Raw genomic sequence first — 23878 nt, forward strand, 5'->3', positions numbered from 1 at the left:
CGCCTGAGCCGCGCCGGCTCAGATCCAGATGCCCTTGGTGTCGACCAGGCGCAGATGGGTCGGCGCGGCCTGTTCGCGGAACGGTTTGTGATCGACCAGCAACAGACCGATGTCGGCCTGGGCGCTGGCGGTCGGGAAATCGACCAGGATCAAGTTGGGCGACTGGATTTTCTCCGGCAATGCATCGATATGCGGCTCGACCGCGAGCACCTTGCCCGGATGGCGCGCGGCCAGTTCGATCGCGATGTCGAGCGCGGGGCTTTCGCGCAGATCGTCGATGTCGGGCTTGAACGCCAGGCCGAACACCGCGATGGTCAGGTCCTTGTCCTGCTTGCCGTCGGCCCTGGCGTCGGCGATGGCCGCGTCGACCTTGTCCATCACCCAGCGCGGCTTGCTGTTGTTGACCTCGCGTGCGGTGCGGATCAGGCGTGCCTCTTCCGGTGCGCTGTTGACGATGAACCACGGGTCCACGGCGATGCAGTGGCCGCCCACGCCCGGGCCGGGCTGGAGGATGTTGACGCGCGGATGGCGGTTGGCCAACTGCACCAGATCCCACACATTGATGCCGAGCTTGTCGCAGATGATCGACAACTCGTTGGCGAAGGCGATGTTGACGTCGCGGAACGCATTCTCGGTGAGCTTGCACATCTCGGCGGTGCGCGCGTTGGTCACGATGCACTCGCCGCGCACGAAGCTCTTGTACAGCTCGCAGGCGCGCGCCGAGCAGCGCGGGGTCATGCCGCCGATAACCCGGTCGTTCTCGATCAACTCGCGCATCACATGGCCCGGCAGCACGCGCTCGGGGCAATGGGCGACGTTGACGTCGGGGTTTTCGCCGTCGTGCTGCGGGAACTTCAGGTCCGGGCGCGCATCGGCCAGCCACTGCGCCAATTGCTCGGTCGCGCCGACCGGCGAGGTCGATTCCAGCACCACCAGATCGCCCTTGCGCAGCACCGGCGCCAGCGCCTTGGCGGCTGCTTCGATGTAGCGCAGGTCGGGTTCGTGATCGTTCTTGAACGGGGTCGGCACTGCGATCAGATACGCATCGGCCGATTCGGGCTGGATCGAGGCGCGCAGAAAACCGCCCGATACCGCCGCGCGCACCGCCACGTCCAGGTCGGGCTCGACGATGTGGATCTCGCCGCGGTTGATCGTATCGACGATCTGCCGGTTCACGTCGATGCCGATGACCTGCTTGCGCACAGCGGCGAAAGCGGCGGCGGTGGGAAGGCCGATGTAACCCAGGCCGATGACCGAGACGGTGTCGAAACTCATAAAGGCTCCAGTGATCCTCCGTGGGGGAGGGTGTTGCGTTCAAGGGTGTCGGTGAACGGACTACGCCCGCGCCGAAAGGCGCGGGCGTGGCTCCGGCGCGGGGACTCAAGCGGCGAGCAAGGAGTCTTCGCGATTGAAATTGGCCAGGGCCTCGACGATGCGCTGGCACGCCAGGCCATCGCCGTAGGGGTTATGGGCGAAGCTCATCGCCTCGTAGGCCTTGCGGTCGTTGAGCAGTTCGCTGATGCCGTCGGCGATCAGCTGGCGGTCGGTGCCGACCAGCTTGACCGTGCCGGCGGCGACCGCTTCGGGACGCTCGGTGGTGTCGCGCATCACCAGCACCGGCTTGCCCAGCGACGGTGCTTCTTCCTGGATGCCGCCCGAGTCGGTGAGGATGATGTAGGCCTTGTTCATCAGATACACGAACGGCAGGTACTCCAGCGGTTCGATCAGATGCACGTTGGTGATGCCGGTGAGCAGGCGGTTGACCGGTTCGCGCACCTGCGGGTTGAGGTGCATCGGGTAGACGATGTCGACTTCGGGGTGGCGCAGCGCGGCGTCGCGCAGCGCGTGGCAGATGCGTTCGAAACCGCCGCCGAAGCTTTCGCGGCGATGGCCGGTGACCAGCACGATGCGGCGCTCGGGCTTGAGGAACTCGAACTGCGCGGCGACCTGGATGCGCAGCGCGGGCGTGCGTTCGATCCGCACCAGCACTTCCTTGAGCGCATCGATCACGGTGTTGCCGGTGATGGCGATGCGGTCGGTCGGAATGCCTTCGTCGAGCAGATTCTGGCTGGACAGCGTGGTCGGGGCGAAATGCATCGCCGCCAGCGCGCCGGTCAGCTTGCGGTTGGCCTCTTCCGGCCAGGGCGAGTAGAGGTTGCCGGTGCGCAGGCCGGCTTCGACGTGCGCCACCGGAATCTGCTGGTAGTACGCGGCCAGCGTGGTCGCCATGGTGGTGGAGGTATCGCCGTGCACCAGCACCACGTCGGGTTTGAGGTCGGACAACACTTGCTTCATGCCGGTGAGGATCGCGGTGGTGACGTCGGTCAGATCCTGCTTGGGCTTCATGATGTTGAGATCGAAGTCGGGGTGGATGTCGAACAGGTTCAACACCTGATCGAGCATCTGCCGGTGCTGGCCGGTCACGCACACGCGCGCGTCGAAGCGCGGGTCCTGGGCCAGCATCTTCGCCAGCGGCGCCATCTTGATCGCCTCCGGACGGGTGCCGAACACGCACAAGGTTCTGATCACCCGGGCCGGTTGCGACAGCGCCACCCCGCTCGTCGCCACCGGCGCGAGCGGCGCGAATCCGCCGCTGGGTTCGGTGCGCGCATAGGCGGTGGCGGGCACCGGCGCGGTCTTGAGCGCGGTCGAGCCTTCCGGCGCGAACGCCAGCTTTCCGGTGGCCAGCTCGCCACCGGACAGTTCAGCGCTGGAGCTGCGCGAGCCGCCCGACAGCCGCTTGAGCTTGTCGCCGTGGGTCAGCGCCAGCGAGTACGCACCCATCGCCAGGAAGAACGCCAACAGGCCGACGGCCACCGGCAGATCGCGCAAGGCGTAGCCGACCGCGGTCAGCGCGCAGGCGATGCCGACGATGGTCATCAGCGCGGCCTTCGGTGAACGCTGGTGATCGAGCAGGATGTAGTGCAGGTGCTGGCGGTCGGGCTTGAACGGCGACTGGCCCTTGCTGACCCGGCGGTACATCACCGTCAAGGTCTCGAACACCGGCAGGGCGATGCACCACAGCGCTTCGGCCGCATCGATGCGCGCCGCGCCGGCGCGTTGGCTCAGATAGATCAGGCTCCACGCGGTCAGATAACCGATCAGCATGCTGCCGGCGTCGCCCATGAAGATCTTGCGCTCGTTCATGCCGCCCAGGTTGACGAACAGGTATGGGATCAGCGCGACGAACAGCAGCAACAGCAAGGGCAGCGCGGCCTTGGACAGCACGCCGCTGCGGTCGAACACGAAGATCGCGGCGATGCTGACCATCGCCATGCTGCCGGCCAGGCCGTCGATGCCGTCGAGCATGTTGAAGGCGTTGATCAGGCCGACCACCGCGATCACGGTGACCGGGACGCCGAGCCAGCCCAGGCGGATCGGCCCGGTGCCGAACAGATTGCCCAGATCGTCCAGGTACACACCGCTGCCGGAAATCATCAGGCCTACCGCGACGGTCTGCACCAGCAGGCGTGCACGCACGCTCAGGTCTTTCGCGTCGTCGATCGCGCCGGTCACCACGATCAACGCGGAGGTTCCGAGCAGACACAGGGCGAAGCGATCGCTCAGCCCCAGATAGAGCGCGCCGGCAAGCAGGCCGAGGAAGAAGCTGATTCCTCCGATGACCGGAATCAGGCCCTTATGCTGCTTGCGCGCATTCGGACGGTCGATCAGTCCGAGTTGGCCGGCGACGGGATACAGCGCCGACATCGCGATGCAGGTGATTGCGAACGCCAGGGCGCTCGCTATGACGAACTGTTCTTTCGACATGACCGTTGTTTCCAAGGAAAGTCTTCGGTAGACCCATCCGACGACCGCCCCCTTCGGTCAATCCTGTTTTTTTGTTGCCTGCTGCTATGCGATGTCCGTGGCTGGCGAGTTCCGGCGCTGCGACGACCGCATTGGTGCGATAGATCCGATCGTCTGTGAAAACACGATCCGTTTGTTCATTCTCGCGAGCTCCGACGCAATTGCGTTAGTGCTCGCAGCGGGCGGAATCGTGCCACTGTTCAGTTACTGAATACTGTGCGCTAGTAAGTCGTTTTTTGGCACACATAGCTGAAACGTGCGTGGCGTTCACGTGCGACACATATAAGAAATATTTACGTTCTCATGATCGTTGCGGCGTATCGCACGACAATCGGGATGCACAGCAGGATTCGTTTCACGGGCCGTACGATGGATATCGTCGCGCCCGGTCAATTTCCTTGAATCAGCGGTAAATACCTGGGAAACACGGGGGCGGGCGAGCCGGGCCGGGCGAAAAAATGTAGGCGAAACCGAAACCCGCGCCGCTGGCGAGAAAGTTGCGATTGAAATCGTCTTTCCGGCCGTGCCGCGCCGGCCCGACCGCATCCACGCGCCCGGACCGGTTTCAAGAGCCGGCCCGGTGTCAGGAATTGGCCCGGTACTCATAGCCGTAGGCGTAGTTGGTGTCGTGACGGCGTTCGACCGCGTTGAACACCGCGCCCTTGAGCTCGATTCCATTCTGGTCGAAACGCTGCATCGCCATTTCCAGTTCCTTGGGCGGATTCAGGCCGAAGCGCACCACCATCAGACTGGTGGCGGCATGCCGGCCGATGATCGCCGCATCGGTGACCGCGAGAATCGGCGGCGTGTCGATGATGACCAGGTCGTATTGCTGGGATGCGACTTTGAGCAGCACGCCCAGGTCCGGACGCATCAGCAGTTCGGACGGATTGGGCGGCGCTTCGCCGCGCGGAATGAAGTGCAGGCCGTCGATCGCGGTGGCGCGGATCGCGGTCTTCACGTCGATGCGGCCGCTGAGCAGGTCCGACAAGCCGTTGTGCGGCTGCTGGCCCAGCACCTTGTGCAGGGTGCTGCGGCGCAGGTCGCCGTCGATCAGCAGCACGCGCTGACCGCCCTGGGCGATCACCGCGGCCAGATTGGTGGAGACGAAGGTCTTGCCCGCGCCCGGGCTGGAGCCGCAGATCATCAGCACGTTGTTGCGCGCGTCGATGCGGGCGAAATGCAGCGCGGTGCGCAGGCTGCGCATGGCTTCGATCGCCAGATCGTTGGGCGCGTCCAGGGCCAGCAAGTGCGGCTTGTCGGGACGCGTGCCGTTGCTCTGCAGTTTGCGGCCGAGCTTCTGGTGATCGCGCTGGTAGTCGCTCATCGGGATCGAGGCGAAGATCGGCAAACCCAGTTGCTCGATCTGCTTCACGTCTTCGATGCCGCGGTTGAGCATCTGGCGCACGAACACCCAGGCCACCGCCAGCAGGCCGGCGGCGGCGGTGCCGAGCAGCACGATCAGCGGGCGCTTGGGTTTGACCGGTTGGTCCAGATCCACTACCGACGGGTCGACCACGCGGGCGTTGCCGACCGTGCCGGCGCGCGCGATGTCGAGCTGCTGGGCCTGATTGAGCAAGTTGGTGTAGGTCACGGTGCTGACCTGGACTTCGCGGGTCAGGCCCAGCAGTTCCTGCTGGGTCTGCGGCAGCACGCCGATGCGGTCGTTGAGCTGGGTTTTGCGCGATTCCAGTTCGCCCAGCTGCGACATCAGGGCCTTGTAGGCCGGGTGTTGCGGAGTGAAGCGGCGGCTGACTTCGGCCTGCTGCATCTTCAGCTGCGAGATGCTGGTGTCCAGCGCGACGACTTGATCTAGCAGCGACTGCGCGTCCAGGGTGATGTCGACGGTGTGCTTCTGCGTTTGATACGCGGCCAGCGCATGCTCGGCCTTTTCAAGATCGCGGCGCACGTTGGGCAATTGTTCGTTGACGAACTTCAGGCTGGTCGCGGCCTCGGCCGAATTGCGCTCGACGTTCTGCTTGGTGTATTGGCGGGTGATCGCGTCCAGCGTCGCCGCGGCCAGGTCCGGATCGGCGAGTTGGTAGCTCAGCAGCAAGATGCCCGAGTCCTTGGCCTTCTCGCTCACCGTCAGATTCCTCTGCAGCGAGCTGATGATCGCCAGGCGCGCGAGCTGGGTGACTTCAAAGCGCATGCCCGAGTTGGCGGCCATGGTCTTGACCTGCAGGCTCACACCGCCGCCCTTGGCGGTTTCGCCGACCTTGCCGCTGAGCAGTTCGATACCGTCTTCGTCGAACAACCGATAGGCGCCGGCGCTGCCGGCGATCAGGGTCATGGGCTTGGCGACCAGTTCGTCGGTCACCGTGAGCTGGGCGATCTGCAGTTCTTCGCCGCCCCAACCGTAGCTGTCCAGGCCGAGCCACGGCGAGGCCACCTCGCCGGCACGGGTGGGTTGGTAGCGGCGGGCCATCAGGTCGCCGAACAGCGGAAAGCGGAGCGGCTCGATCTGCACGTCCAGCTTGAGATCTTGCACGGCCTTGCCGACCACCGAGCGCGAGGTCAGCAGCGAGATTTCGGTCATCGCTTGCGGCGCCGAATCGGTCAGCGCCTGCGTCACCGCGGTCAGGCCGGGCAGGGAGGGCGTATTCGACTCCACCTGCACCATGGCCGTGGCCTGGTACACCGGCGTGGCGATCAGCGCGTAGCCGACCGCGAGCACGAAACCGATCGCGGTGACGCTGCCGATCAACCATTTGTTATCGAGCAGCGTACCTAGCAGTGCGGCCAGGTCGATCTCATCGTCGCTGTCGTCCTGATAGGGCGCGGGTGTCGTGGGGGCTGCCGACATGGATGCAAGAACCTTTGAAAAATGAAACGAAGCGCCTCACAAATAGGCCCTCCAGCTGCTCACCCCCGAGCTGATCAACTGATAGGCCTGTTCGAAGGCGCTGCGCGATTGCCGGTACGGATCCGGGATGCTGGTGTTGTCCAGCCATTTGCCTAATAGATAGGTCTTGCCTCGCGCATGTGGGGAAATGCGGAGCACGGCATCGATCTGCCATGGCTCCATCGTCAGCACCAGATCGGCCGCATCGATCATCGAGCGGTCGATCTGTCTAGCGACATGGGATTGCCCACTCAATCCATGTCCGTCCAGCACGGCCTGTGCTGTAGCGTCGATCGGATGGCCCACCAAGGCGGCCAGACCCGCGGATTCGACGGTGATATCCGGTTTTTCCTGGCGTAGCAGCATTTCCGCGGTCGGACTGCGGCAGATGTTGCCCACGCATACCATCAAAACTTTATTAAACACACGCTTTATGCCTCATCGTCGAACGACCGCGCATCATGAGGCGCACGAAGCGTGGCTCGAACGCAACGGCCGCGAATGTAAGAGTTGCACATGACAGGGTCAACATGAATGGCCAACGCATCAGTCAAGGCGTGACCCTCATCACTCGTTGCCGCATCCATCATTGCGAAATCGCTTGAAATTATTCGTTAAAGATATGTTTCTCAAGCAATTAGCTTGCCTAACGCAAGCTGTACCCCAGCGATGCGTGATGAGCGAAACGTGATCTGCGTCCATGTGCCTGGACGAAGAATGCGTGGCCGCTGGCTATACTTTTCGCACGGGGGCCGCACCAGTAACGTTCCAATCTACTGAGGATTCATGCGCCAACCGCATCTTGGTCGTCCGTCAACAGCGGTCGGCGCCTGCCCGCTTTCCACGACGCGATCGGCTCGGTCGCGGTCTTGCGCCGTGCGTGCCGGGCGGGTGCCCGCGCGCCGGGCGCGCGTCGGTGCCGATCGGCCAGGGTCGATCGTCGCGGTTGCGCAGCTTCCCTCGTACGGACGCTCGGCGCCACCGGTTAGTCTTTCCGCCCCACCCGCGTTCGCGATCTAGAGACGACCCACCATGAACAAGATTTCGCGCGCGCTGGCCGTCGCCGCCATCGTCGGACTCACCGGCTGCATGTTGGCGCCGGGGCAGTACATATCGCCGAGCCAATTCGTGCGCAGCGGCGTGGCCGACGACGGCCACATCCAGATGGTGACGATCACGCCGGAGTACCTCGCCGGCGAACACCGCTCGGAGATATCGGTGCCGGCCGAGTTGATGGCCTATCAGCCCGAGTCGTATCGGATCGGCCGCGGCGACACGCTGTACATCACGATCTGGGATCACCCCGAGCTGACCTCACCGGCCGGCAGCCAGCAGCAGGCCGCCGCGAACGGCCGCCTGGTGCGTCCGGACGGCACCTTGTTCTATCCCTATGTGGGCGTGGTGCGCGCCGAAGGCCTGACCATCGAGGAACTGCGCACGCTGCTCACCGACAAGATCTCGCGCTTCGTCGAAAGCCCGCAGGTCGATCTGAGCATCATCGACTACGGCAGTCAGCGCGTGACCTTGCAGGGCGCGTTCGTGAAGACCGATCGTCAGTCGATCACCGCCACGCCGCTGACGTTGGCGCAGGCGATCGGCGCGGCGACGGTGGATCCGATCCGCGCCGATCTGGCCGGATTCGTGCTGACTCGCGGCGGCAAGCAGTACCACTTGGATCTGGATGGACTCAATCGCGGCGAATCGATTGCCCAGGACGTCTATCTCAAGGCCGGCGATCACCTGTACATGCCTTACAACGACCGCAAGGAAGTCTATGTGGTCGGCGAGGTCGTGCGTCCGCAGGCGCTGACCTTCAAGACCACCGACATGTCGCTGACCCAGGCGCTGGGCCGCGCCGGCGGGCTCAATCCGCTGACCGCCAAGGGCGAGTCGGTGTACGTGATCCGCGGCGTGGAAGACATGAAGAAGCAACCGGCGACGGTGTTCCATCTCAACGCCAAGTCGCCGGCTTCGTATGCGCTCGCCAGCCAGTTCTCGGTGCGCGCCGGCGACGTGGTCTTCGTCGGACCGGCCGGCGTGACCCGCTGGAACCGCTTCGTCAATCAGCTGCTGCCGTTCTCCAACATCATCAACAACGCGGCCAATACCGACAACTTGCTCGGTCAGTAATCGCGCGCGGATCCGGCGCGTCGGCCGCCGATCGGTCGTCGCGCTCGCTTGGGATCAGTCAGGCGAACGCGCGGCATAGTTCGCGGGGATTCGCAATGACGCTTCGGCCCGGGCATCGATATGACGAGCCGTCACAGCGATAACATGCCCGGCGCCATCGCAATCGCCGATCGCGATGCGGGCGATTGCGGGATGTGACGATTCGCGCCTGCGTTGAGCGGCCGCCGCGCGCGGCGAGTCAGCGCTGAAGTTTCATCAGGCGGCCGCTGTGCACGGGGCGGCCTTCGACCGAGAAGCGGCTTTCGGTGGAGGTGAAGCCGTTGGCGAGCATCGCGGTGGTCCAGGCGCCGCAATTGCCGCGGCCCGGATCGGCGATCAGCACTTCGGCCGCGTCGGCGGCATACAGACCGACTACGTTCGACAACAGCGTGGCGTGGTTGCGCTCGTACAACACGTCGCTGCCGACGATGATGTCGAACTTGCCGAGCGTGGCGTCGAGGTCGTCGCGCCAGTCCAGATGCACGTAAGGCACCTTGATCAGATGATTGAGTCCGGCGTTGTGATGCAGAAAACGTTCGGCCAGCGGGTGTTGATCGGTGGCGGTGACGTCGGCGCCGCCGCGCTGCAATACCAGACTGCTCAACGCCAGGCCGCAGCCGATCTCGAGAATGCGTTTGCCGTGGATGTCGCGCTTGGCGATCTCGCTGGCCAGATGCACGCCGGTGGGCCACAGCTGTCCGAAGATCGCCCACATCGCTGGCGGCACGCCCGCGCGTTCGGCTTCTTCGTCGGGATCGTAGTACTGCTGTCGATCCTTGAGCGCGCGGATGCGATAGTCGAACTCACCGATCCGAAGATCGATGATGCGGGTCTGATATCGCAAGATGCCTCGAATGACGAAAGCGTCGTACAGGCAAGATCGCCGATGCGGCGTGAGAACGCGAGTAGCCGGGTCGCTCCTCCACGCTACGCCCTTTATGCGGATTTAGCGAGCTATTTCTGCGTGGCGGGCCGTTCAACGTGGCTGGTTGGATAGGCGCATACTGGTCCAACTATTGCGTGGAGCGGCTATGGACAATCACGTCGAATGGTTTCAATTCACTTTGTCCAACGGTCAGACCATCGGCCCGACGCCCTTGCGTTTGATCTGGATGGAAGCGTGCGGAACCACCAACGTCACCGTGCAACGCGCACATCGTTATCTGTTGGGCAAGCGCACTGCCGTTTACTCGCTGCGCGCCTCGCCGAGGCTGGGCAATATTCCGGTCATCGAAGCGCGGCTGCGCAGTTTGTTGTTGACTGCGCGGCTCGACAGCGTTCTTACCTTCGTATCGCACTGAGGTCACGATGCAGACCATGTTCGACATCGCCGTGGGTCGATGCGAATCGATCGACAACAAGACAGTGACGATCGAGCTCGACAGCGCCGTGGTGAGCCGGTTGGTGCCGGGGCATCCATGGCGCACTTCCGGCACCAGCCGGTTGAAGCTCGATATCGGCCTGTGCAGTCAGCGCCGGCCGCCTGCGGTCGGCGCAGAGACGTTTCTGCAGCGCGAAGCGCTGTTGAAGAATCCGACCGCGAGCCTGGATCTGCTGGGCGACGGAAACTATGCGCCGGTGCGTTTGAAAACGCTCGGCACCGACACCGAGCCGGAAGTGGTCGGCCCGGCGTCGAAGACGACCTGGGGCGATCGCCCGCGTTCGCGTTGGAGCAAGAACGGCTGACCGGCGCGGGTCAGACCAGCGCCGCGACGAAGCACAGCATGGCGATCAGCGCGGCCACCGCGCGCACGTGGTTCCAGCGCGTCCAATCGTTCGAGTACGCGCGCCAGTGCGCGGCGATCGCCGGGTCCTGCGCCGAGGCGGCGGCGAGCGCGTTGTTCATCGGCACGTTGAAGCGCATCGTCACCGCGAAGGTTCCCAGACAGTACATCGCCGCGCCCGCGCCGATGAGCGCCGCCGTGGGCGTGAAGCCGTCGATGAAGGCCGCCACGGCCAACACGATCGACCATAACGCCGTGCCCAGGAACACCGGCAAGAACCAGGCGTTGAGCACGACGCGGTTGATCGACTGCATCGCAGCGGCCGCTTCCGGCGCCGGTCGCTGCGCCAGCGCCGGCATCACGCAGATCGAGAACCCGTAGAAGAAACCCGCCATCAGGCCGGTCGCCGCTGCGGCGACGACGATGCCCAGGGTCAGCCATTGCTCTATCGCCATCGTCGCGCTCCTGGATGGGCCGTGCGACACCGTCTGCGGGCGCCACAACGGCGGTTGCTGAGGATCGCCGCGCCGCCGTCGTTCGCTGGCGATGGTCGCAGGCGGTTGCCGATGCGTGCGACCAGTACGGGCCGCGGTCGCATCATATAACCGTCGCTGCCCGGTTCGAGGGCTGCGTTCGGCAACGACCCGGCCGCGGCGCGCACGGCTCAGCGTTTGCCGCGACGGGCCGGCTTGGCCGTCGCGGGCGCGGTTCGAAAGGCCGGCGCTTGCGCCTGCAGATACGTCCACAGCCGATCGGCGACCGGGCCGTGCGCGCGATCGCGCCGACGCGCCGCGACCAGTTTTTCGGCGCGGCCGGGCAGGTAGCGACCGGCGATGGATTGCAGGCGGCCGTCGCGCAATTCTTCCTCGATAAGAAAGCGCGGCATATGGCCCCAGCCCATGCCGTGCAGAATCAGGTCCTTCTTCATCAACTGATCGGCCACCGTGCACTGGTGCGCGCCTTGCACGGTGAAGTGGTCCTGCGGCGGCGAGTGCCGCGCGCTGTCGCGCATCACGCACTGGGTCAGGCCGCGCATCTGTTCGGGACGGATCGCGCGGCCGAGCGGAAACGGCAGGAAGCCGGCGGCGACCACCGGGATCATCGGCACCTCGCATAGGTCGATCCACTCCAGGCGCGGATCGCTCGGGTCGATGCGATGCAAGATCAGATCGGCCTCGCCGTCGAACAAGCGCTCCCACGGGCCGGTCACCGCTTCGAAATGCAGATGCAAGCGCGTGCCGGGGCACTGCGCGAAGAATCGGCTCAGCACGCCCAGCGCCAGCGCGCGCGGACACAGATCGCCGATCACCACGTTCAGTTCGCTTTCCTCGCCCATCGCCAACTGCTCGGCATGGGTGCGCAGTGCATCGAGTTCGCCCAGCAGCGTTTGCGCGCGGCGATGCAGCGAGCGTCCGGCCTGCGTGGGCTGGACGCGATAACCGCTACGGTCGAGCAGACTCAGACCGAGCTGACGTTCCAGCCTGGCGACCGCGGCGAATACCGCCGGGTGCGAGCGATGCAGCGCGCTGGCCGCGGCCTGGAAGCCGCCGGCGCGAACCACCGCGTCGAAGCATTGCAGATCGTGCAGGGTGAACGCGCTCATGCGATTATCCGGTTAAATTACAAAGACTGTGCGATCTTTGTAATATCAAGCCGGGCCCCGCGCAACTAGCCTTTGTCCACGGCCGAGGCCGTTGCAGGAAAACCGCCAGGCATCGCGATCCGCGCGTGCCGCGGCTTCCCAAGCGACTCCAGCGAGGAAGCCCCATGAACGCCCTGTCCCATATCACCGTCGGCGACGGTGTCCGCATCGCTTACCGATTCGACGGCGACGCCGACAAGCCGGTGCTGGTGCTGTCCAATTCCATCGGCACCACCGTGCAGATGTGGGACGCGCAGATTCCGGCGCTGACCCGGCATTTCCGCGTCCTGCGCTACGACACGCGCGGCCACGGCGGCTCCGACGTCCCGGCCGGCGCGTATTCGCTCGACCGTTTGGGCCGGGATGCGATCGAACTGCTCGACGCGCTGCGCATCGAACGCGCGCATTTTCTCGGCCTGTCGCTCGGCGGCATGATCGGCCAATGGCTCGGCGTGCATGCGCCCGAGCGCATCGATCGACTGATCCTGAGCAACACCTCGGCCTATCTCGGCCCGGCCGGGCAATGGGACCAGCGCATCGCCGCGGTCCTGCAGGCGCCGGACATGCGCGAAACCGCGCAGATGTTCCTGGGCAACTGGTTTCCCGCGCACATGCTGCACAGCGCAGCGCCGGTCGTGGAGGAATTCCGCGCGATGCTGTTGGCGACCCGGCCGCAGGGTCTGGCCGGCAGTTACGCCGCGGTGCGCGACATGGACCTGCGCCGCACCATCGCCCTGATTCCGGTGCCGACCCTGGTGATCGCCGGCGAACACGATACGGTCACCGCGGCCAGCCACGGCGAGGCGATCGCCGCGACGATTCCGGGCGCGAAACTGCTGACCTTCCCGGCGGTGCATCTGTCGAACGTGGAATTCGGCGAGGCGTTCGAGAACGCGGTGATCGAATTCGCGTCGACGCGCTGAGCGCGCAGGCCGAGCCGGGCGCTGAACCCGGCAGCCGAAGCGCGAGTTGCATCTCAGTTCTCTCGATAAGTCGCGACACTGGCGTCCCGGCGTGGCTGCGCTCAGCCTGGCTGCGCTATCGTCGCTACCGGTCCCGTCCTTGCAGTCACGCCCCCATGACCGATCGCGAACGCCGCAAACACGCCGAGCGGATCAGCCCGGTCGGACTGCGCGCCGGCCTGACCGCCAAGCAACTCGAAGCGCTGGCCACCTTGGAACACTTCGGATGGACGCTGGAGTTCGTGCGCCGGCCGTTGTTTCAAGATCCCATCCCGGTGGTGTTCCGCGCCGACGGCAGCAAGTTCGTGGTGCTCGAAGCGGACGGCTCGCTCAACGAGCACCCCGATTTCAAGATTCGCGACTGATTCAAGTCTGCGACTGAGCCGCGGGGGCTGCGAGCCCGCGCCCGGCGGTGATAGCCTGCGCCACTGCGGCGCCACTGCGGCGCCACTGCGGCGCCCTGCGCGCCTGTCCAGGGCTGCTCGGCGGCGGGAGATTGGCATCAAAGTCCTGATTCTCGGCAGCGGCGTCATCGGAACCACCGCGGCTTATTACCTGGCCAAGGCCGGCCACGACGTCGAAGTGATCGATCGTCAGGCGGCGCCGGCGATGGAGACCAGTTACGCCAACGCCGGCGAGGTCTCGCCCGGGTATTCGGCGCCGTGGGCGGGGCCGGGCGTACCGTTGAAGGCGATCAAATGGTTGCTGATGCGGCACCGGCCCTTGGTGATCCGGCCCGCGCTCGACCCGGCCTTGCTGCGCTGGTGCGCGGCCATGCTGCGCAACTGCACCCACGCGCGTTACCGGATCAACAAGGGCCGCATGGTGCGCCTGGCCGAGTACAGCCGCGATTGCCTGCGCGAGTTGCGCGAGGACACCGGCATCGCCTACGACGCGCGTCAGCAGGGCACCTTGCAGTTGTTCCGCACCCAGCGACAGCTCGACGACACCAGCAAGGACATCGAGATACTGCGCGAATCCGGGGTGGCGTTCGAGCTGCTCGACCGCGCCGGTTATGTACGCCATGAGCCAGCGTTGGATCTGGTCCGGGACAAGTTCGTCGGCGCCTTGCGCCTGCCCGGCGACGAGACCGGCGACTGTTTCAAGTTCACCCAGAATCTCGCTGGGTTGGCGCAAGCGCTGGGCGCGCGCTTCCGCTTCGGCGTGAACATCCAGCGCCTGGAGCGCGAAGGCGGCGAACTGCGCGCGGTGCACACCGATGCCGGTGCGTTGCGGGCCGATGCGTACTTGCTCGCGCTGGGCAGCTACTCGCCGTTGCTGCTGGCGCCGGTGGGCGTGCGCATTCCGGTGTATCCGGTCAAGGGCTATTCGTTGACCTTGCCGATCGACGATCCGCGTTACGCCCCGGAGTCGACGATCATGGACGAGACTCACAAGGTCGCGGTGACCCGCTTGGGCGATCGCATCCGCGTCGGCGGCACCGCCGAACTGGCCGGTTACGACCATCGACTGCACGAGTCGCGACGGCGCACGTTGAGCCATGTCGTGTCGGATCTGTTTCCGCGCGGCGGCGATCCGTCCCAGGCCGCGTTCTGGACCGGTTTGCGGCCGATGACGCCCGACGGCACGCCGGTGCTCGGCGCCAGCGGCTTGGGCAAGCTGTTTCTGGCCACCGGCCACGGCACCCTGGGTTGGACGATGGCGGCCGGCACCGGCAGGGTGATCGCCGATCTGATCGGCGGACGCGAGCCGCAGATCAGCCTGGAGGGGCTGGGCGTGGAGCGTTACCGCCGTTGAATCGGGCGTTGAGCCGGCCGCCATGTCGCGGCGATCGCGCACGCGACACTGACGCGGCGTTGGCGAGCGCTTAACGCCCGCGCCCGCACCCTGGACCGCGCGCGCCGCATCGAGCACCCCAACTTCGCGCTCATCAGGAGAGAGCCATGAAACTGCATCGAGGCCGGTTGATCGATCACGTCCATCTGCGCGCGTCCGACCTGGATGCGAGCAAGCGCTTCTATCGCGCCGTGATGGCGTCGTTGGGTCTGGCGCCGGATTTCGTCGAAGCGCCGGATCATTTCTACACCGACGAGTTGTGGGTCGATCGCGCCGACGGCGAAGTCACGCGCGTGCATCTGGCATTCCAGGCGCGCGACCGCGCGACCGTGGATGCGTTCCATCGCGCCGCATTGGCCGCGGGCGGACGCGACCACGGCGCACCCGGCGAGCGCCGCTACCATCCGGGGTATTACGCCGCCTTCGTGCTCGATCCGGACGGCAACAACATCGAAGCGGTGTATCACGGCCCGACCGACCGTTCGGCGCCGTCGGTGACGATCGAGTTTCCCGATCCCTGACACCAACTGTCGCGATACAGCCGCGGTGCCCGCCTGCAGGAGCGGCGCGAGCCGCGACCGTGACATCCGGTTTACGTCGTATCTGCGATGTCGCGGTCGCGGCTTGCGCCGCTCCTACAGGGCCGCCGCTGACCGTGCCGGCCCTGTCCAAGAGCCGGTCGGTTGCGTCGCAGCGGGCGGCCAGCGCCTGCGCCGTGCTCAGCCGTTACGACACGCATCGCGCGGCAAGGCGTGCAGTTCTTCGCTGGCGTCCTTGAGCAGGCCGTCGAAGTTGGCCTTGTTGTCCTGCGGGCAGAAGTCCTTCACCCGGGTGCCGTTGGAGCGGTACTCGACCTGGAACACGGCCTTGTTGCGCGTGATGAATTCCTTGTAGCCGCCGCATTCGTCGAACTCGTTGCACTCTTCGTTGAGCGCCCAGTCGGCGAACGTCGCGGCGAATTCGGCCATTTCCGGACCGTTCTTCAGGCCCATCGACAGGCCGCGCGCATGCGCGGCGTCGACCAGCAGGCCCAGGTAGTGCAGCGAATCGTCGATGGTCAGTTCGAAGCCGGTGTCCTCGGTGTAGGAGTCGTCCAGGTCCGGTTCGACGCCGTCGCAGCCCTTGGCCTTGGCGACGTCCAGGCGCGCTTGCATGATCGGCATCAACGCGTCGGTGCGGCGCACGTCGATCCAGTTCTCGTCGGGAAAGCCGTCCATCGGCTTGCCGATCAGGCCGGGCACCTTGCGGAATTCGGCTTCGTCGGCGCGGCGGCTGTTGTAGCTGCCCACTTCGGTGTAGCACACCACGTAGATGCCCTTGGCCTTGAGCTGGGCGATGGTCGCCGCCGGGGTGGCGTCCAGGTCGATGTCGAGCATCTTCTTGGGGTTGGTCGAGCGGTCGAGCACCGTGGCGTTGACCGTGCGGCCGTCGAGCTGCCAGTTCCAGGTGGTGCCCGGGGTCAGCGGCTTCCAGACGGCCTTGGCAGCGGTCGTCGCCGGCGCAGCGGTCGCGACGGGCGAATGCGCGTTCGCGTTCGCGGCCAGCATCGCCAGGGCGAGTGCCAGGGCCGGTAGCGTGAGAGTCTTCATTGCGTCTCCAGAAAAGTAAGCGTGGATTGGAATGGCGGGTATGCGGGCCCGCGGCGACGGGGCCGCCGCGCGTTCGCGCCGCCGGTTCGCCGCGCGCCAGCGGCGGACCGGACCACGCGCGCTCGGCCGGTATCGGCGGATTCGCGCTGAGCGAAAGGGGGACGGCACGCCGTCGGGCGTGGTCGGTGCGCGCGCAGCGGCTCGCGCCGTGCGTCCAGTGTCTGCGCGCGCGACCTGGATTGCGCGGCGCGCGCGAGATACCGCGCCCGCGCCGGCGGCGCAGGCGCCGAGTCTGCGCGACGGGCCGCCGCGGCCCGGCCGCACTGTGGCCGGACCGACCGCGAAAGCATGGCCGGCCGGGCGGCGAGGAAAGATGTCCGGCTTCTCAACCTGACCATTGCTTACAATTGGCCGGCCGGGCCCGTCGGCGGGCTTTCTGTGACGCGGCCCGGTTCGCGGGGCCCGAATCCGGATGCTTGTCCGGCCGGGTCCACCCCCGGGACGGTAAGATCAGGCGCCTGGCGCGGGCCGAGGCTCGCGCCGGTTCCGTCGAAATGGCTAAGGAAATGGATCGGTCCTGGCGCCTTGTCTGGCAGGCCTTGCTGACCCTGCTGGGTTTGATCGCAGCGGGACTGGCCTGTGCGCAGCCGTTCGCCTTGGCTCAGTTGGATCCGTCCATCGATCCGCCGCCGGCGCAGGTGCTGGCCGGCCGGTTCGACCGAGGCTTCGTGCCGGTGGTCGGGAACCGGATTCTGGTCATGGACCGCGACGCGCACTGGTGGCGGCTGATCGCGACCGAGGACGTCGCGCCGACGCATTCGCCGCAGTTGGTGATGGACCAGCCGTACCGCAAGCGCGTCGACGTCTGGCGCCACGGCGCGGATCTGCCGGTGCGCCGTTCGGTGCACGACAAGCCGATCGACTTCAGCCATTCCTCGCGCTTCATGGTGTTTGCGCTGGATGGCGGATTGCGCCGCGGCGAGGAGATCTATCTGCGCGTGCAGGCGAGCGACCTGACCGAGTCCACGCTCAACGTGCAGGCGCTGGACGAGGTGCACCGGTTGGACATGAGCCACATCGCGCTGCGCAGCGTGCTGCTGACCGCGTTGGGGGTGATCGCGCTGCTCGCGTTCGGTTTCTGGGTCGGCCTGCGCGAGCGCGGCTATGTCTACCTATGCGTGACGCTGTTGGTGCAGACCCTGAATCTGGCCGTGGAAGGCGGCGAGATCCGCATGGTTCCGTGGTTCACCGATGTCCTGCCGGACCGGCGCAGCAATATCGTGCTGAGCACTGCCGCGGTGCTGGCGAGCGTGCGTTTCCTGGTGTTCTTCCTGGATCTGCGCGCGACCCAGGCGACGGTGGCGCGGGTGCTCAACGCCTGCAGCTGGCTGCTCGGCGGCCTGTTGCTGGTATCGGTGTTCCGCACCTGGCGGATCAGCGCGACCTTCGGCAATGCGGTGCTGCTGGTGGTGATCACCACCGTCGTCTACGCCAGCACCATCGCGATCATGCGCCGACAGCGCGAGGCCTACTTCCTGACCTTGGCCTGGACGCCGTTGGCGGCGGTATTGATCGTACTGGTCGGCGCCTATCAGCGCTGGTGGCCTGCCTATCCCTGGCTGGAGTACGCCTACCCGGTCGGATTGGTGCTCGGCGGCTTGGGCTTGCTGTTGGGGCTGGCGGCGAAACTGCAGCAATTGCGCCGCGACCGCGACAGCGCGCAACAGCGCGCGACCTACGACCGCCTGACCAGCGTGATGACCCGCGCGGCGATCGAGGAGGGCCTGCGCCAGGCCATCGGCGATGCGCACCGCAATCAGCGGCCGCTGACCGTGGTGTTCTTCGACATCGATCATTTCAAGCGCATCAACGACGAACACGGCCACAGCGCCGGCGACGAGGCGCTGCGCACGGTGGCCGAGCGCACCCGCGCCCGATTGCGCGCGACCGATCTGTGCGGCCGTTACGGTGGCGATGAGATTCTGGTCGGCCTGCCCGGCGCGCGTCTGGAGCAAGGGCAGGTGGTCGCCGAGCATCTGCGCCGCACGATCAGCGCCAATCCGCTGACCGTGCACGGCCGGGTGCTGCCGCTGAGCCTGAGCGTCGGCGTGGCCGAGCTGCGTCCGGGCGAGAGTTTCGATCAACTGCTCGAACGCGCCGATGCGGCGCTGTACACGAGCAAGGCCGGCGGCCGCGACCGGGTCACGGTGCAGCAGGCGGCGGTGGGGGATGTGGCGATCTGAGTCGGGTCGCCGGGCGGCGGTCGGTACCGCGCCCGCGCGGTTGCGGCAAGTCCGAAGCCGCTTGCGGCTTCAATCCGCCGCATCGGGCGCGATCGACGCCAGGATCGCCCGACGCACGATCGCCAGCCCCGCGCGCGCGTCCGCGCGGGTGGCGCCGGCGAAACCGAACACCAACCCGGCGCGTTCGCAGGCGCCGTACTTGCTCAGCGGATGGACCACCACGCCGGCGCGCGCGCAGGCGTCGGCGACGGCGCGATCGTCCAGGCGCCCGGCGAGTTCGCGCTGGAACAACGCGGTCACGTGCATGCCGGCGATGGCCGGGCCGAATTCGAGCAGATCCGCGAGCGCGGCGGCTTCGTCCAGAAACGCGATCCGCCGCTCGTCGTAGATCGCCCGGGTCTTGCGCAGATGCCGGCCCAGATGGCCTTCGTGGATGAACGCGGCCAACGCGCCCTGCATCAACAAGGCCGTGTGTCCGTCGGCGGCGTGCTTGGCGTCGACGAACGCGGCGATCAACGCTTCGGGGACGATCGCGTACGCGATGCGCAGGCCCGGGAACAGAATCTTGTTGAAGCTGCCGATGTAGATCACCCGGCCGTGGTCGTCCATGCCCTGCAAGGACGCGATCGGCCGGCCCTGATAGCGGTAGTCGCCGTCGTAATCGTCTTCCAGCACGTAGCCGTCGCGTTCGCGCGCCCACGCCAGCAAGGCCTTGCGGCGTTCGATCGACATCTCCACGCCGAGCGGATACTGATGCGCCGGGGTCACGTAGGCTAGGCGCGCGTCCGCGGCCAAGGCCTGTCCGGCGTGTACGTTCAATCCCGACTCGTCCACCGGCACCGCGACCACGTCGACGCCGGCCGCGCGCAGGCAATGCTGCACCGGTTGGTAGCCGGGGGTTTCGCACCAGGCCGTTTCGCCCGGATCGGCCAGCACCTTGGCGGCCAGCTCCACCGCCTGTTGGGTGCTGGTGACCACGAGGACCTGTTCGGGCGAGCAGCGCACCGCGCGCATCGCCGAGGCGTGTGCGGCGATCGCGCTGCGCAGCGCCGGCAGGCCGTTGCTGGCGCCGTATTCCCAGTACTCGCCGCCGGGCTTGGCGGCTTCGCGTTGGACCAGGCGGTTCCATACCGCGCGGGGAAACGGGTCGATCGGCGGCAGCGAGGGTGTGAACGCGATCGCCGAAGCGCCGCTGTAATGGCCGGGATAGGCGCGCAGGGCCTGCGCGCGTCGCGACAACCGGCGCGGCGAAGCGTCGACGGCCGGCGCGGCCGCACGCGCGGGCGTCAGCGGCGGCGCGTCGCGTTCGGGCAATTGCGCGGCGACGAAGCTGCCGGCGCCGCGACGGCGGACGATATAACCGTCGGCGACCAGTTGATCCAGCGCCCAATCCACGGTGTTGCGCGCCACGCCCAGATCCTGGGCCAGGGTGCGGCCGGAGGGCAGGCGCGCGTTCGGCGCCAGCGCGCCGCTGACGATGGCGGCGCGGATGCGCTCGCAGATGCGCGCGTAGGCGGGTTGGCCGGGCTCGGATTCCAGCCCGGCGACATCGACGGAGAACACCGAACCGGCATGTTTGGCCATGCCGCCATGCTACTAGGCCTTTACCCGGGTGTGCTCCATCCGCCAGTTGGTTTCCCAGGCCTTGCCGTCGAGCGAGAACGCCTGCTCCCAGCGCGCGTGATCGGTATCGATGCGGGTCCACAGGAAGCGGATCTTGATCGGCCGGCCCTCGTCGGTGTCGTCGCCGTAGAACGCGCCGCGATCGCCGTCGAAACCGCCGGCGACCGGCGGAAACAACTCGCCGGTGGTGTTGTTGATCCAGTACAGATACCAGCGACGTTCCTTGAGGTTGAACACGCGCACGGTCATGCCCTGCCAACCCTTGGTCGGGAATACGCCTTCGTCGATGTTGACCACTCCGCCCATGCGGCTTTCGCAGCGCAGCGAGGCCGGGAACTCGTCCCACTCGTCGCTGCCGACCCAGCGTTTTTTCAGGCGCTTGTTGGCGAAGGTCCAATCGCCGACGAAGAAATCGAAATCGCGCACATCGCCGGTCGGCAGGACGATGTCGGTGCCCGGCAGTTTCTTGACCGACGGCTTGCCGGCCGCGGCGGCGCGCGCGGTGGCGCCGGCCAAGGGCGCCAGGCTCATCGCGGCGGCGCCGGCGAGGGCGTCGATCAATATCCGGCGTCGGGCGGTGGAGGCGGGACGGGTCATGCGGGCGGCTCGCGGTGGTCTGGCAGCCACGATGCGCGCGCGGCAGGCCGGCCCGGAAGGGCCATTAACCGCGAACCGGTCAGGCCAGTTGCGTTCGCGCCGTTTCAGCGCGACGGTCGCCGGTGCCCGTCGCGCAGCATCTGCCGATGATGCGACTCGGCGCAGGCCGGGCCGCAGTACAAGCGTTCGGGCTCGCCGTCGAAGGGCTCGAAGCAATTCAAGTTGAGGCAGTAGCCCGCCGCGGCCGGGCGCACGCTCGCCTCGGCGCTCAGTCTGCGCGCCAGCAGCGATTGGGCGAGGTTGATTTCCTCGAAGTACTGGGCTTGGTCGATCAGGTCGCTCATGCGCTGGCTACGTCCTTGGTTCGCGTTGGGGAAGGCGACGCTGCGCGGTCGCCGTCGAGTCGGACGCAGCCTTTCACCTCGTCGTCGCACCGGACGAAACTGATCGGCAGCACAACGGAGTTCGCCGATGCGCGCGCGATTCATGGTCTGTCGCAGTATCTGATCCGAGGCTTGGCTAGGCTGACGATGCCGGCGAAACCGGCGGGAGGTCCAGATGAGATCCAACGACGTTTCGGTAAGCGACCTGGCGCACGACGCGCAAATTCACCGTGCCATGCAGGCGCTGCGTTCGGCGACCTGGTTCGCCTTGTGCGAAGGCGATCGCTACAGCGCGCTCGGGCGCAAGGCGGTGGCCAATTCGTTCTACAACCTGCTGCCGATGCTGGCGGAGGTGCGCAAGGCCATGGTCGATGAACCCATAGCCGAGCCCGTTGCGATTGAATCGGTCGCGGCGCAGGAGTCGGTGAACGTCGACGTCGCGGCGCCCAGCGAAGCGCAAGCGATGCGTTCGGCGCCGCCGCGTCTGCACTTGGTCAGCGGGCCGGCGATCGAGTCGGGCGAGACGAGCTGAGGCGCCATCGGTCTCGCGTCATCGCCGCCGCCGGCGGATATCCGCGCCGGCCAAGGTTTGCCGCGGGTCGATTTTCCAATCGCGAGCGACTGCATCGATCGCGCCAGACTCAATTTGCCGATAAGTTGCGTGCACTGAACTCGCCGCGTTCTTGGCCGCGCTATCGTCCGCAACGCATCCCCGGCTCGCCCTGCACCACCGCGCAGGCCGGCGCGCCGTATTCATCCATGCACTGACGCGCCGACGAACACGACCGGCACCGTTCGCTCTGGCATACGTAAGCGCCGCACTCGTTCAATTTCCCGTCGCGTACCGCGTCCTCGCCGCGCGGAGCGGGTTGGCACCGACGGCCGTAGATGCCAACCGGCGCGGCGCAGGCCTGCCTGTCGCAGAACTCCGAACCGCATTGCGCATCCGACGAACAGGCCGCGCCCAGACGGCGCGGCCCGTCGTGCGCTGCCTGCGGACCTTCATGGCCGCAGGCAGCGCACACAAGCAGCATCAGCAGTAGCAAGACCTTAGATACAGCCGGCTCCTTCCTTGCCCGGACCGCCATAGTAGAACCAGTTCCTCCAGTTCACGTCGGCGCTGTAGGACGGGCCCAGGCCGCTGTAGCACTTGGAATCGGTAACCGACAGCGCGCCGCTGTCCCACCACCAAAACGATTCGGGCGCCCAGTAGTAGGTCAGGTTGCGGAAGTACGCGGCATGACCGAACTGGGTACTGGCGAAGGCGCCGCTGCCCATGTCGGTGGAGGTCGAGGCAGGCGCGCTGCTGTCGAAGACTTCGCCGTACCAATCCAGGCGATCGGCCTTGTCGCGAATACCGGCCGCCGAGAACAAGGTGCCGCTGGCGCAGGGAGGCGCGGTAGCGCCTTTGCAATTGGGGTAGTAACCGGCCCATTGACCGGCGGCCTTGACCCACCAGTTGCCGCTGACCAGACGCACTTCGATGTCCACATCGCGCTGCGCGCCACCGGCGACGCTGTTCCAGGGGACCAGCGACATGCCCGGGGCCACGGTCGCCGACACTTGCACCCAGCCCTTGACCAGTGCGTTGTAGCCGCCGACCCAATCGCCCGACGCGCTGCCGTTGGTACGGAAATAGGTGAAGAACACGGGCTGCTTGGAGGGCGCGAACGAGGAATGCTCGATCTTGCCGGCCTCCACCGCCTGCATCGGTGTGCCGCGGATGACCGCGGCCTGGGCGATGGAAGTCTCATTGCCGACCGGCCCCACCGTGTCCCAGATATTGACGAAGCCCGAGGTGCCGTACACGTCGGCGAAGCGCTGCCAGACCACGTAGTAGCGGCTGTTGGCGGCAGGGCTCGGCTGCGGCGGCGCCTTGGTCAATATCTGCCGCGGGTCCAGCGGCAGGTTCTTGACCTCGCGCAGATAGCTGTCGACATCGAAGCGGACGATCGGCACGGTGCCCTTGGGGCCGCGGATCGACTCATCGAGCTGTACTTCGGTGAGGGCAGTGCTCGCCGGCGCGCCAGGCGCCTTGGATTGCACCGAGGCGAGATAGGCCTTGCCCTTGGGCGGCAGGCCCTCGGCATCGCTGGGCGGCGTGGCGATGACGCCATCGGCGACCTGCGATTCCGGCCGGATCCAATCGATGATCTGACCGGATTTCGTGCGCGTAGTCGCGACGGCCCGATAGCCGGACCGCTGATTCTCGAAGAATTGCACGATGCGAGTCTTGCGCTGCTCGTACTCCACGGCGCTCAACTGGGAATCCGGCGCGGCTTGCGCCGATGGACCGGTGGCGCTCGATGCCGCGGCCGCAGCGTCATGCGCTGGAGCGGCAAGCAGTGCGAGCAATGCGACGGCGATACAACGGGGGACTGAATAGGGCATGGCGGCTGATCCTTCTGCACGCTGAGGGGAAAGTTAGGTGTGCAAAGTCGCTGCACTTTCCAGACAACGGTGGGGGACATGGCGAGCGGACAGGCCTGTGCGAAAC

Annotated in this window: 21 protein-coding genes; 9 read left to right on the top strand and 12 right to left on the bottom strand. The window is 66.4% G+C overall.

What is annotated here, in order from left to right:
• Positions 1–18: 18 nt before the first annotated feature.
• From wecC to ACTOWJ_RS11975, 4 genes are all read right to left on the bottom strand, one after another.
• The gene (gene wecC, locus ACTOWJ_RS11960) at positions 19–1275 is read right to left on the bottom strand and encodes a UDP-N-acetyl-D-mannosamine dehydrogenase (RefSeq protein ID WP_441334849.1); all 1257 of its coding nucleotides are present in this window, start codon (positions 1273–1275) and stop codon (positions 19–21) included.
• A gap of 105 nt (positions 1276–1380) precedes the next feature.
• Positions 1381–3768 carry a non-hydrolyzing UDP-N-acetylglucosamine 2-epimerase gene (gene wecB, locus ACTOWJ_RS11965; protein WP_441334850.1) on the bottom strand — a complete coding sequence of 796 codons (2388 nt, stop codon included), beginning with the start codon at positions 3766–3768 and terminating at the stop codon, positions 1381–1383.
• A 622-nt stretch (positions 3769–4390) separates the two neighbouring features.
• Positions 4391–6613, bottom strand: coding sequence for a polysaccharide biosynthesis tyrosine autokinase (locus ACTOWJ_RS11970; protein ID WP_441334851.1), 2223 nt, complete (start codon positions 6611–6613; stop codon positions 4391–4393).
• 36 nt (positions 6614–6649) lie between these two features.
• The gene (locus tag ACTOWJ_RS11975) at positions 6650–7060 is read right to left on the bottom strand and encodes a low molecular weight protein-tyrosine-phosphatase (RefSeq protein ID WP_441335099.1); all 411 of its coding nucleotides are present in this window, start codon (positions 7058–7060) and stop codon (positions 6650–6652) included.
• A 624-nt stretch (positions 7061–7684) separates the two neighbouring features.
• On the opposite strand from ACTOWJ_RS11975, the gene ACTOWJ_RS11980 reads away from it, so the two are divergent.
• Entirely contained in the window at positions 7685–8782 is a 1098-nt protein-coding gene (locus ACTOWJ_RS11980) for a polysaccharide biosynthesis/export family protein (RefSeq protein ID WP_441334852.1), read from the top strand.
• A 238-nt stretch (positions 8783–9020) separates the two neighbouring features.
• Here the strand turns inward: ACTOWJ_RS11980 and ACTOWJ_RS11985 are convergent, their stop codons facing one another.
• On the bottom strand, positions 9021–9668 hold the full coding sequence (locus ACTOWJ_RS11985; RefSeq protein WP_441335100.1) for a class I SAM-dependent methyltransferase: 648 nt from the start codon (positions 9666–9668) through the stop codon (positions 9021–9023).
• Positions 9669–9852: 184 nt separating this feature from the next.
• Here ACTOWJ_RS11985 and ACTOWJ_RS11990 point away from each other — a divergent pair, with 184 nt between their 5' ends.
• Together ACTOWJ_RS11990 and ACTOWJ_RS11995 are read left to right on the top strand one after the other, a co-directional pair.
• The gene (locus ACTOWJ_RS11990; RefSeq protein ID WP_441334853.1) at positions 9853–10122 is read left to right on the top strand and encodes a hypothetical protein; all 270 of its coding nucleotides are present in this window, start codon (positions 9853–9855) and stop codon (positions 10120–10122) included.
• A gap of 7 nt (positions 10123–10129) precedes the next feature.
• Positions 10130–10507, top strand: a complete 378-nt coding sequence (locus ACTOWJ_RS11995; protein WP_441334854.1) for a hypothetical protein — start codon at positions 10130–10132, stop codon at positions 10505–10507.
• A 10-nt stretch (positions 10508–10517) separates the two neighbouring features.
• On the opposite strand, the gene ACTOWJ_RS12000 is transcribed toward ACTOWJ_RS11995, so the two are convergent.
• Entirely contained in the window at positions 10518–11000 is a 483-nt protein-coding gene (locus ACTOWJ_RS12000) for an anthrone oxygenase family protein (protein WP_441334855.1), read from the bottom strand.
• Positions 11001–11209: 209 nt separating this feature from the next.
• Entirely contained in the window at positions 11210–12148 is a 939-nt protein-coding gene (locus ACTOWJ_RS12005) for a LysR family transcriptional regulator (RefSeq protein ID WP_441334856.1), read from the bottom strand.
• A 164-nt stretch (positions 12149–12312) separates the two neighbouring features.
• Between ACTOWJ_RS12005 and pcaD the strand changes: the two genes are divergently transcribed.
• The 4 genes from pcaD to ACTOWJ_RS12025 all read left to right on the top strand — a co-directional run bounded on the left by pcaD (position 12313) and on the right by ACTOWJ_RS12025 (position 15467).
• Positions 12313–13110 carry a 3-oxoadipate enol-lactonase gene (gene pcaD, locus ACTOWJ_RS12010; protein ID WP_441334857.1) on the top strand — a complete coding sequence of 266 codons (798 nt, stop codon included), beginning with the start codon at positions 12313–12315 and terminating at the stop codon, positions 13108–13110.
• A 155-nt stretch (positions 13111–13265) separates the two neighbouring features.
• On the top strand, positions 13266–13514 hold the full coding sequence (locus ACTOWJ_RS12015; RefSeq protein ID WP_441334858.1) for a hypothetical protein: 249 nt from the start codon (positions 13266–13268) through the stop codon (positions 13512–13514).
• A gap of 136 nt (positions 13515–13650) precedes the next feature.
• On the top strand, positions 13651–14907 hold the full coding sequence (locus tag ACTOWJ_RS12020; RefSeq protein WP_441335101.1) for a D-amino acid dehydrogenase: 1257 nt from the start codon (positions 13651–13653) through the stop codon (positions 14905–14907).
• 146 nt (positions 14908–15053) lie between these two features.
• Positions 15054–15467, top strand: a complete 414-nt coding sequence (locus ACTOWJ_RS12025; protein WP_441334859.1) for a VOC family protein — start codon at positions 15054–15056, stop codon at positions 15465–15467.
• Between the two features lie 198 nt (positions 15468–15665).
• Here the strand turns inward: ACTOWJ_RS12025 and ACTOWJ_RS12030 are convergent, their stop codons facing one another.
• Entirely contained in the window at positions 15666–16535 is an 870-nt protein-coding gene (locus ACTOWJ_RS12030) for an endo alpha-1,4 polygalactosaminidase (protein WP_441334860.1), read from the bottom strand.
• Between the two features lie 566 nt (positions 16536–17101).
• Here ACTOWJ_RS12030 and ACTOWJ_RS12035 point away from each other — a divergent pair.
• On the top strand, positions 17102–18778 hold the full coding sequence (locus tag ACTOWJ_RS12035; protein WP_441334861.1) for a sensor domain-containing diguanylate cyclase: 1677 nt from the start codon (positions 17102–17104) through the stop codon (positions 18776–18778).
• Positions 18779–18847: 69 nt separating this feature from the next.
• Here ACTOWJ_RS12035 and pdxR read toward each other — a convergent pair whose 3' ends face one another.
• The 3 genes from pdxR to ACTOWJ_RS12050 form a co-directional block, all read right to left on the bottom strand.
• Positions 18848–20362: a MocR-like pyridoxine biosynthesis transcription factor PdxR gene (gene pdxR / locus ACTOWJ_RS12040; RefSeq protein ID WP_441334862.1), complete on the bottom strand. Its 1515-nt coding sequence runs from the start codon at positions 20360–20362 to the stop codon at positions 18848–18850.
• A 12-nt stretch (positions 20363–20374) separates the two neighbouring features.
• Entirely contained in the window at positions 20375–20998 is a 624-nt protein-coding gene (locus tag ACTOWJ_RS12045) for a hypothetical protein (RefSeq protein WP_441334863.1), read from the bottom strand.
• A gap of 104 nt (positions 20999–21102) precedes the next feature.
• Positions 21103–21342 (bottom strand): hypothetical protein, encoded by a 240-nt coding sequence (locus ACTOWJ_RS12050; RefSeq protein WP_441334864.1) that lies wholly within the window; start codon positions 21340–21342, stop codon positions 21103–21105.
• A gap of 214 nt (positions 21343–21556) precedes the next feature.
• On the opposite strand from ACTOWJ_RS12050, the gene ACTOWJ_RS12055 reads away from it, so the two are divergent.
• On the top strand, positions 21557–21913 hold the full coding sequence (locus ACTOWJ_RS12055; protein ID WP_441334865.1) for a hypothetical protein: 357 nt from the start codon (positions 21557–21559) through the stop codon (positions 21911–21913).
• Positions 21914–22431: 518 nt separating this feature from the next.
• Here the strand turns inward: ACTOWJ_RS12055 and ACTOWJ_RS12060 are convergent.
• Positions 22432–23772, bottom strand: coding sequence for a neprosin family prolyl endopeptidase (locus tag ACTOWJ_RS12060; RefSeq protein WP_441334866.1), 1341 nt, complete (start codon positions 23770–23772; stop codon positions 22432–22434).
• Positions 23773–23878 lie beyond the last annotated feature (106 nt).

Source organism: Lysobacter sp. CA199, from assembly GCF_052078715.1.
Taxonomy (GTDB): domain Bacteria; phylum Pseudomonadota; class Gammaproteobacteria; order Xanthomonadales; family Xanthomonadaceae; genus Lysobacter.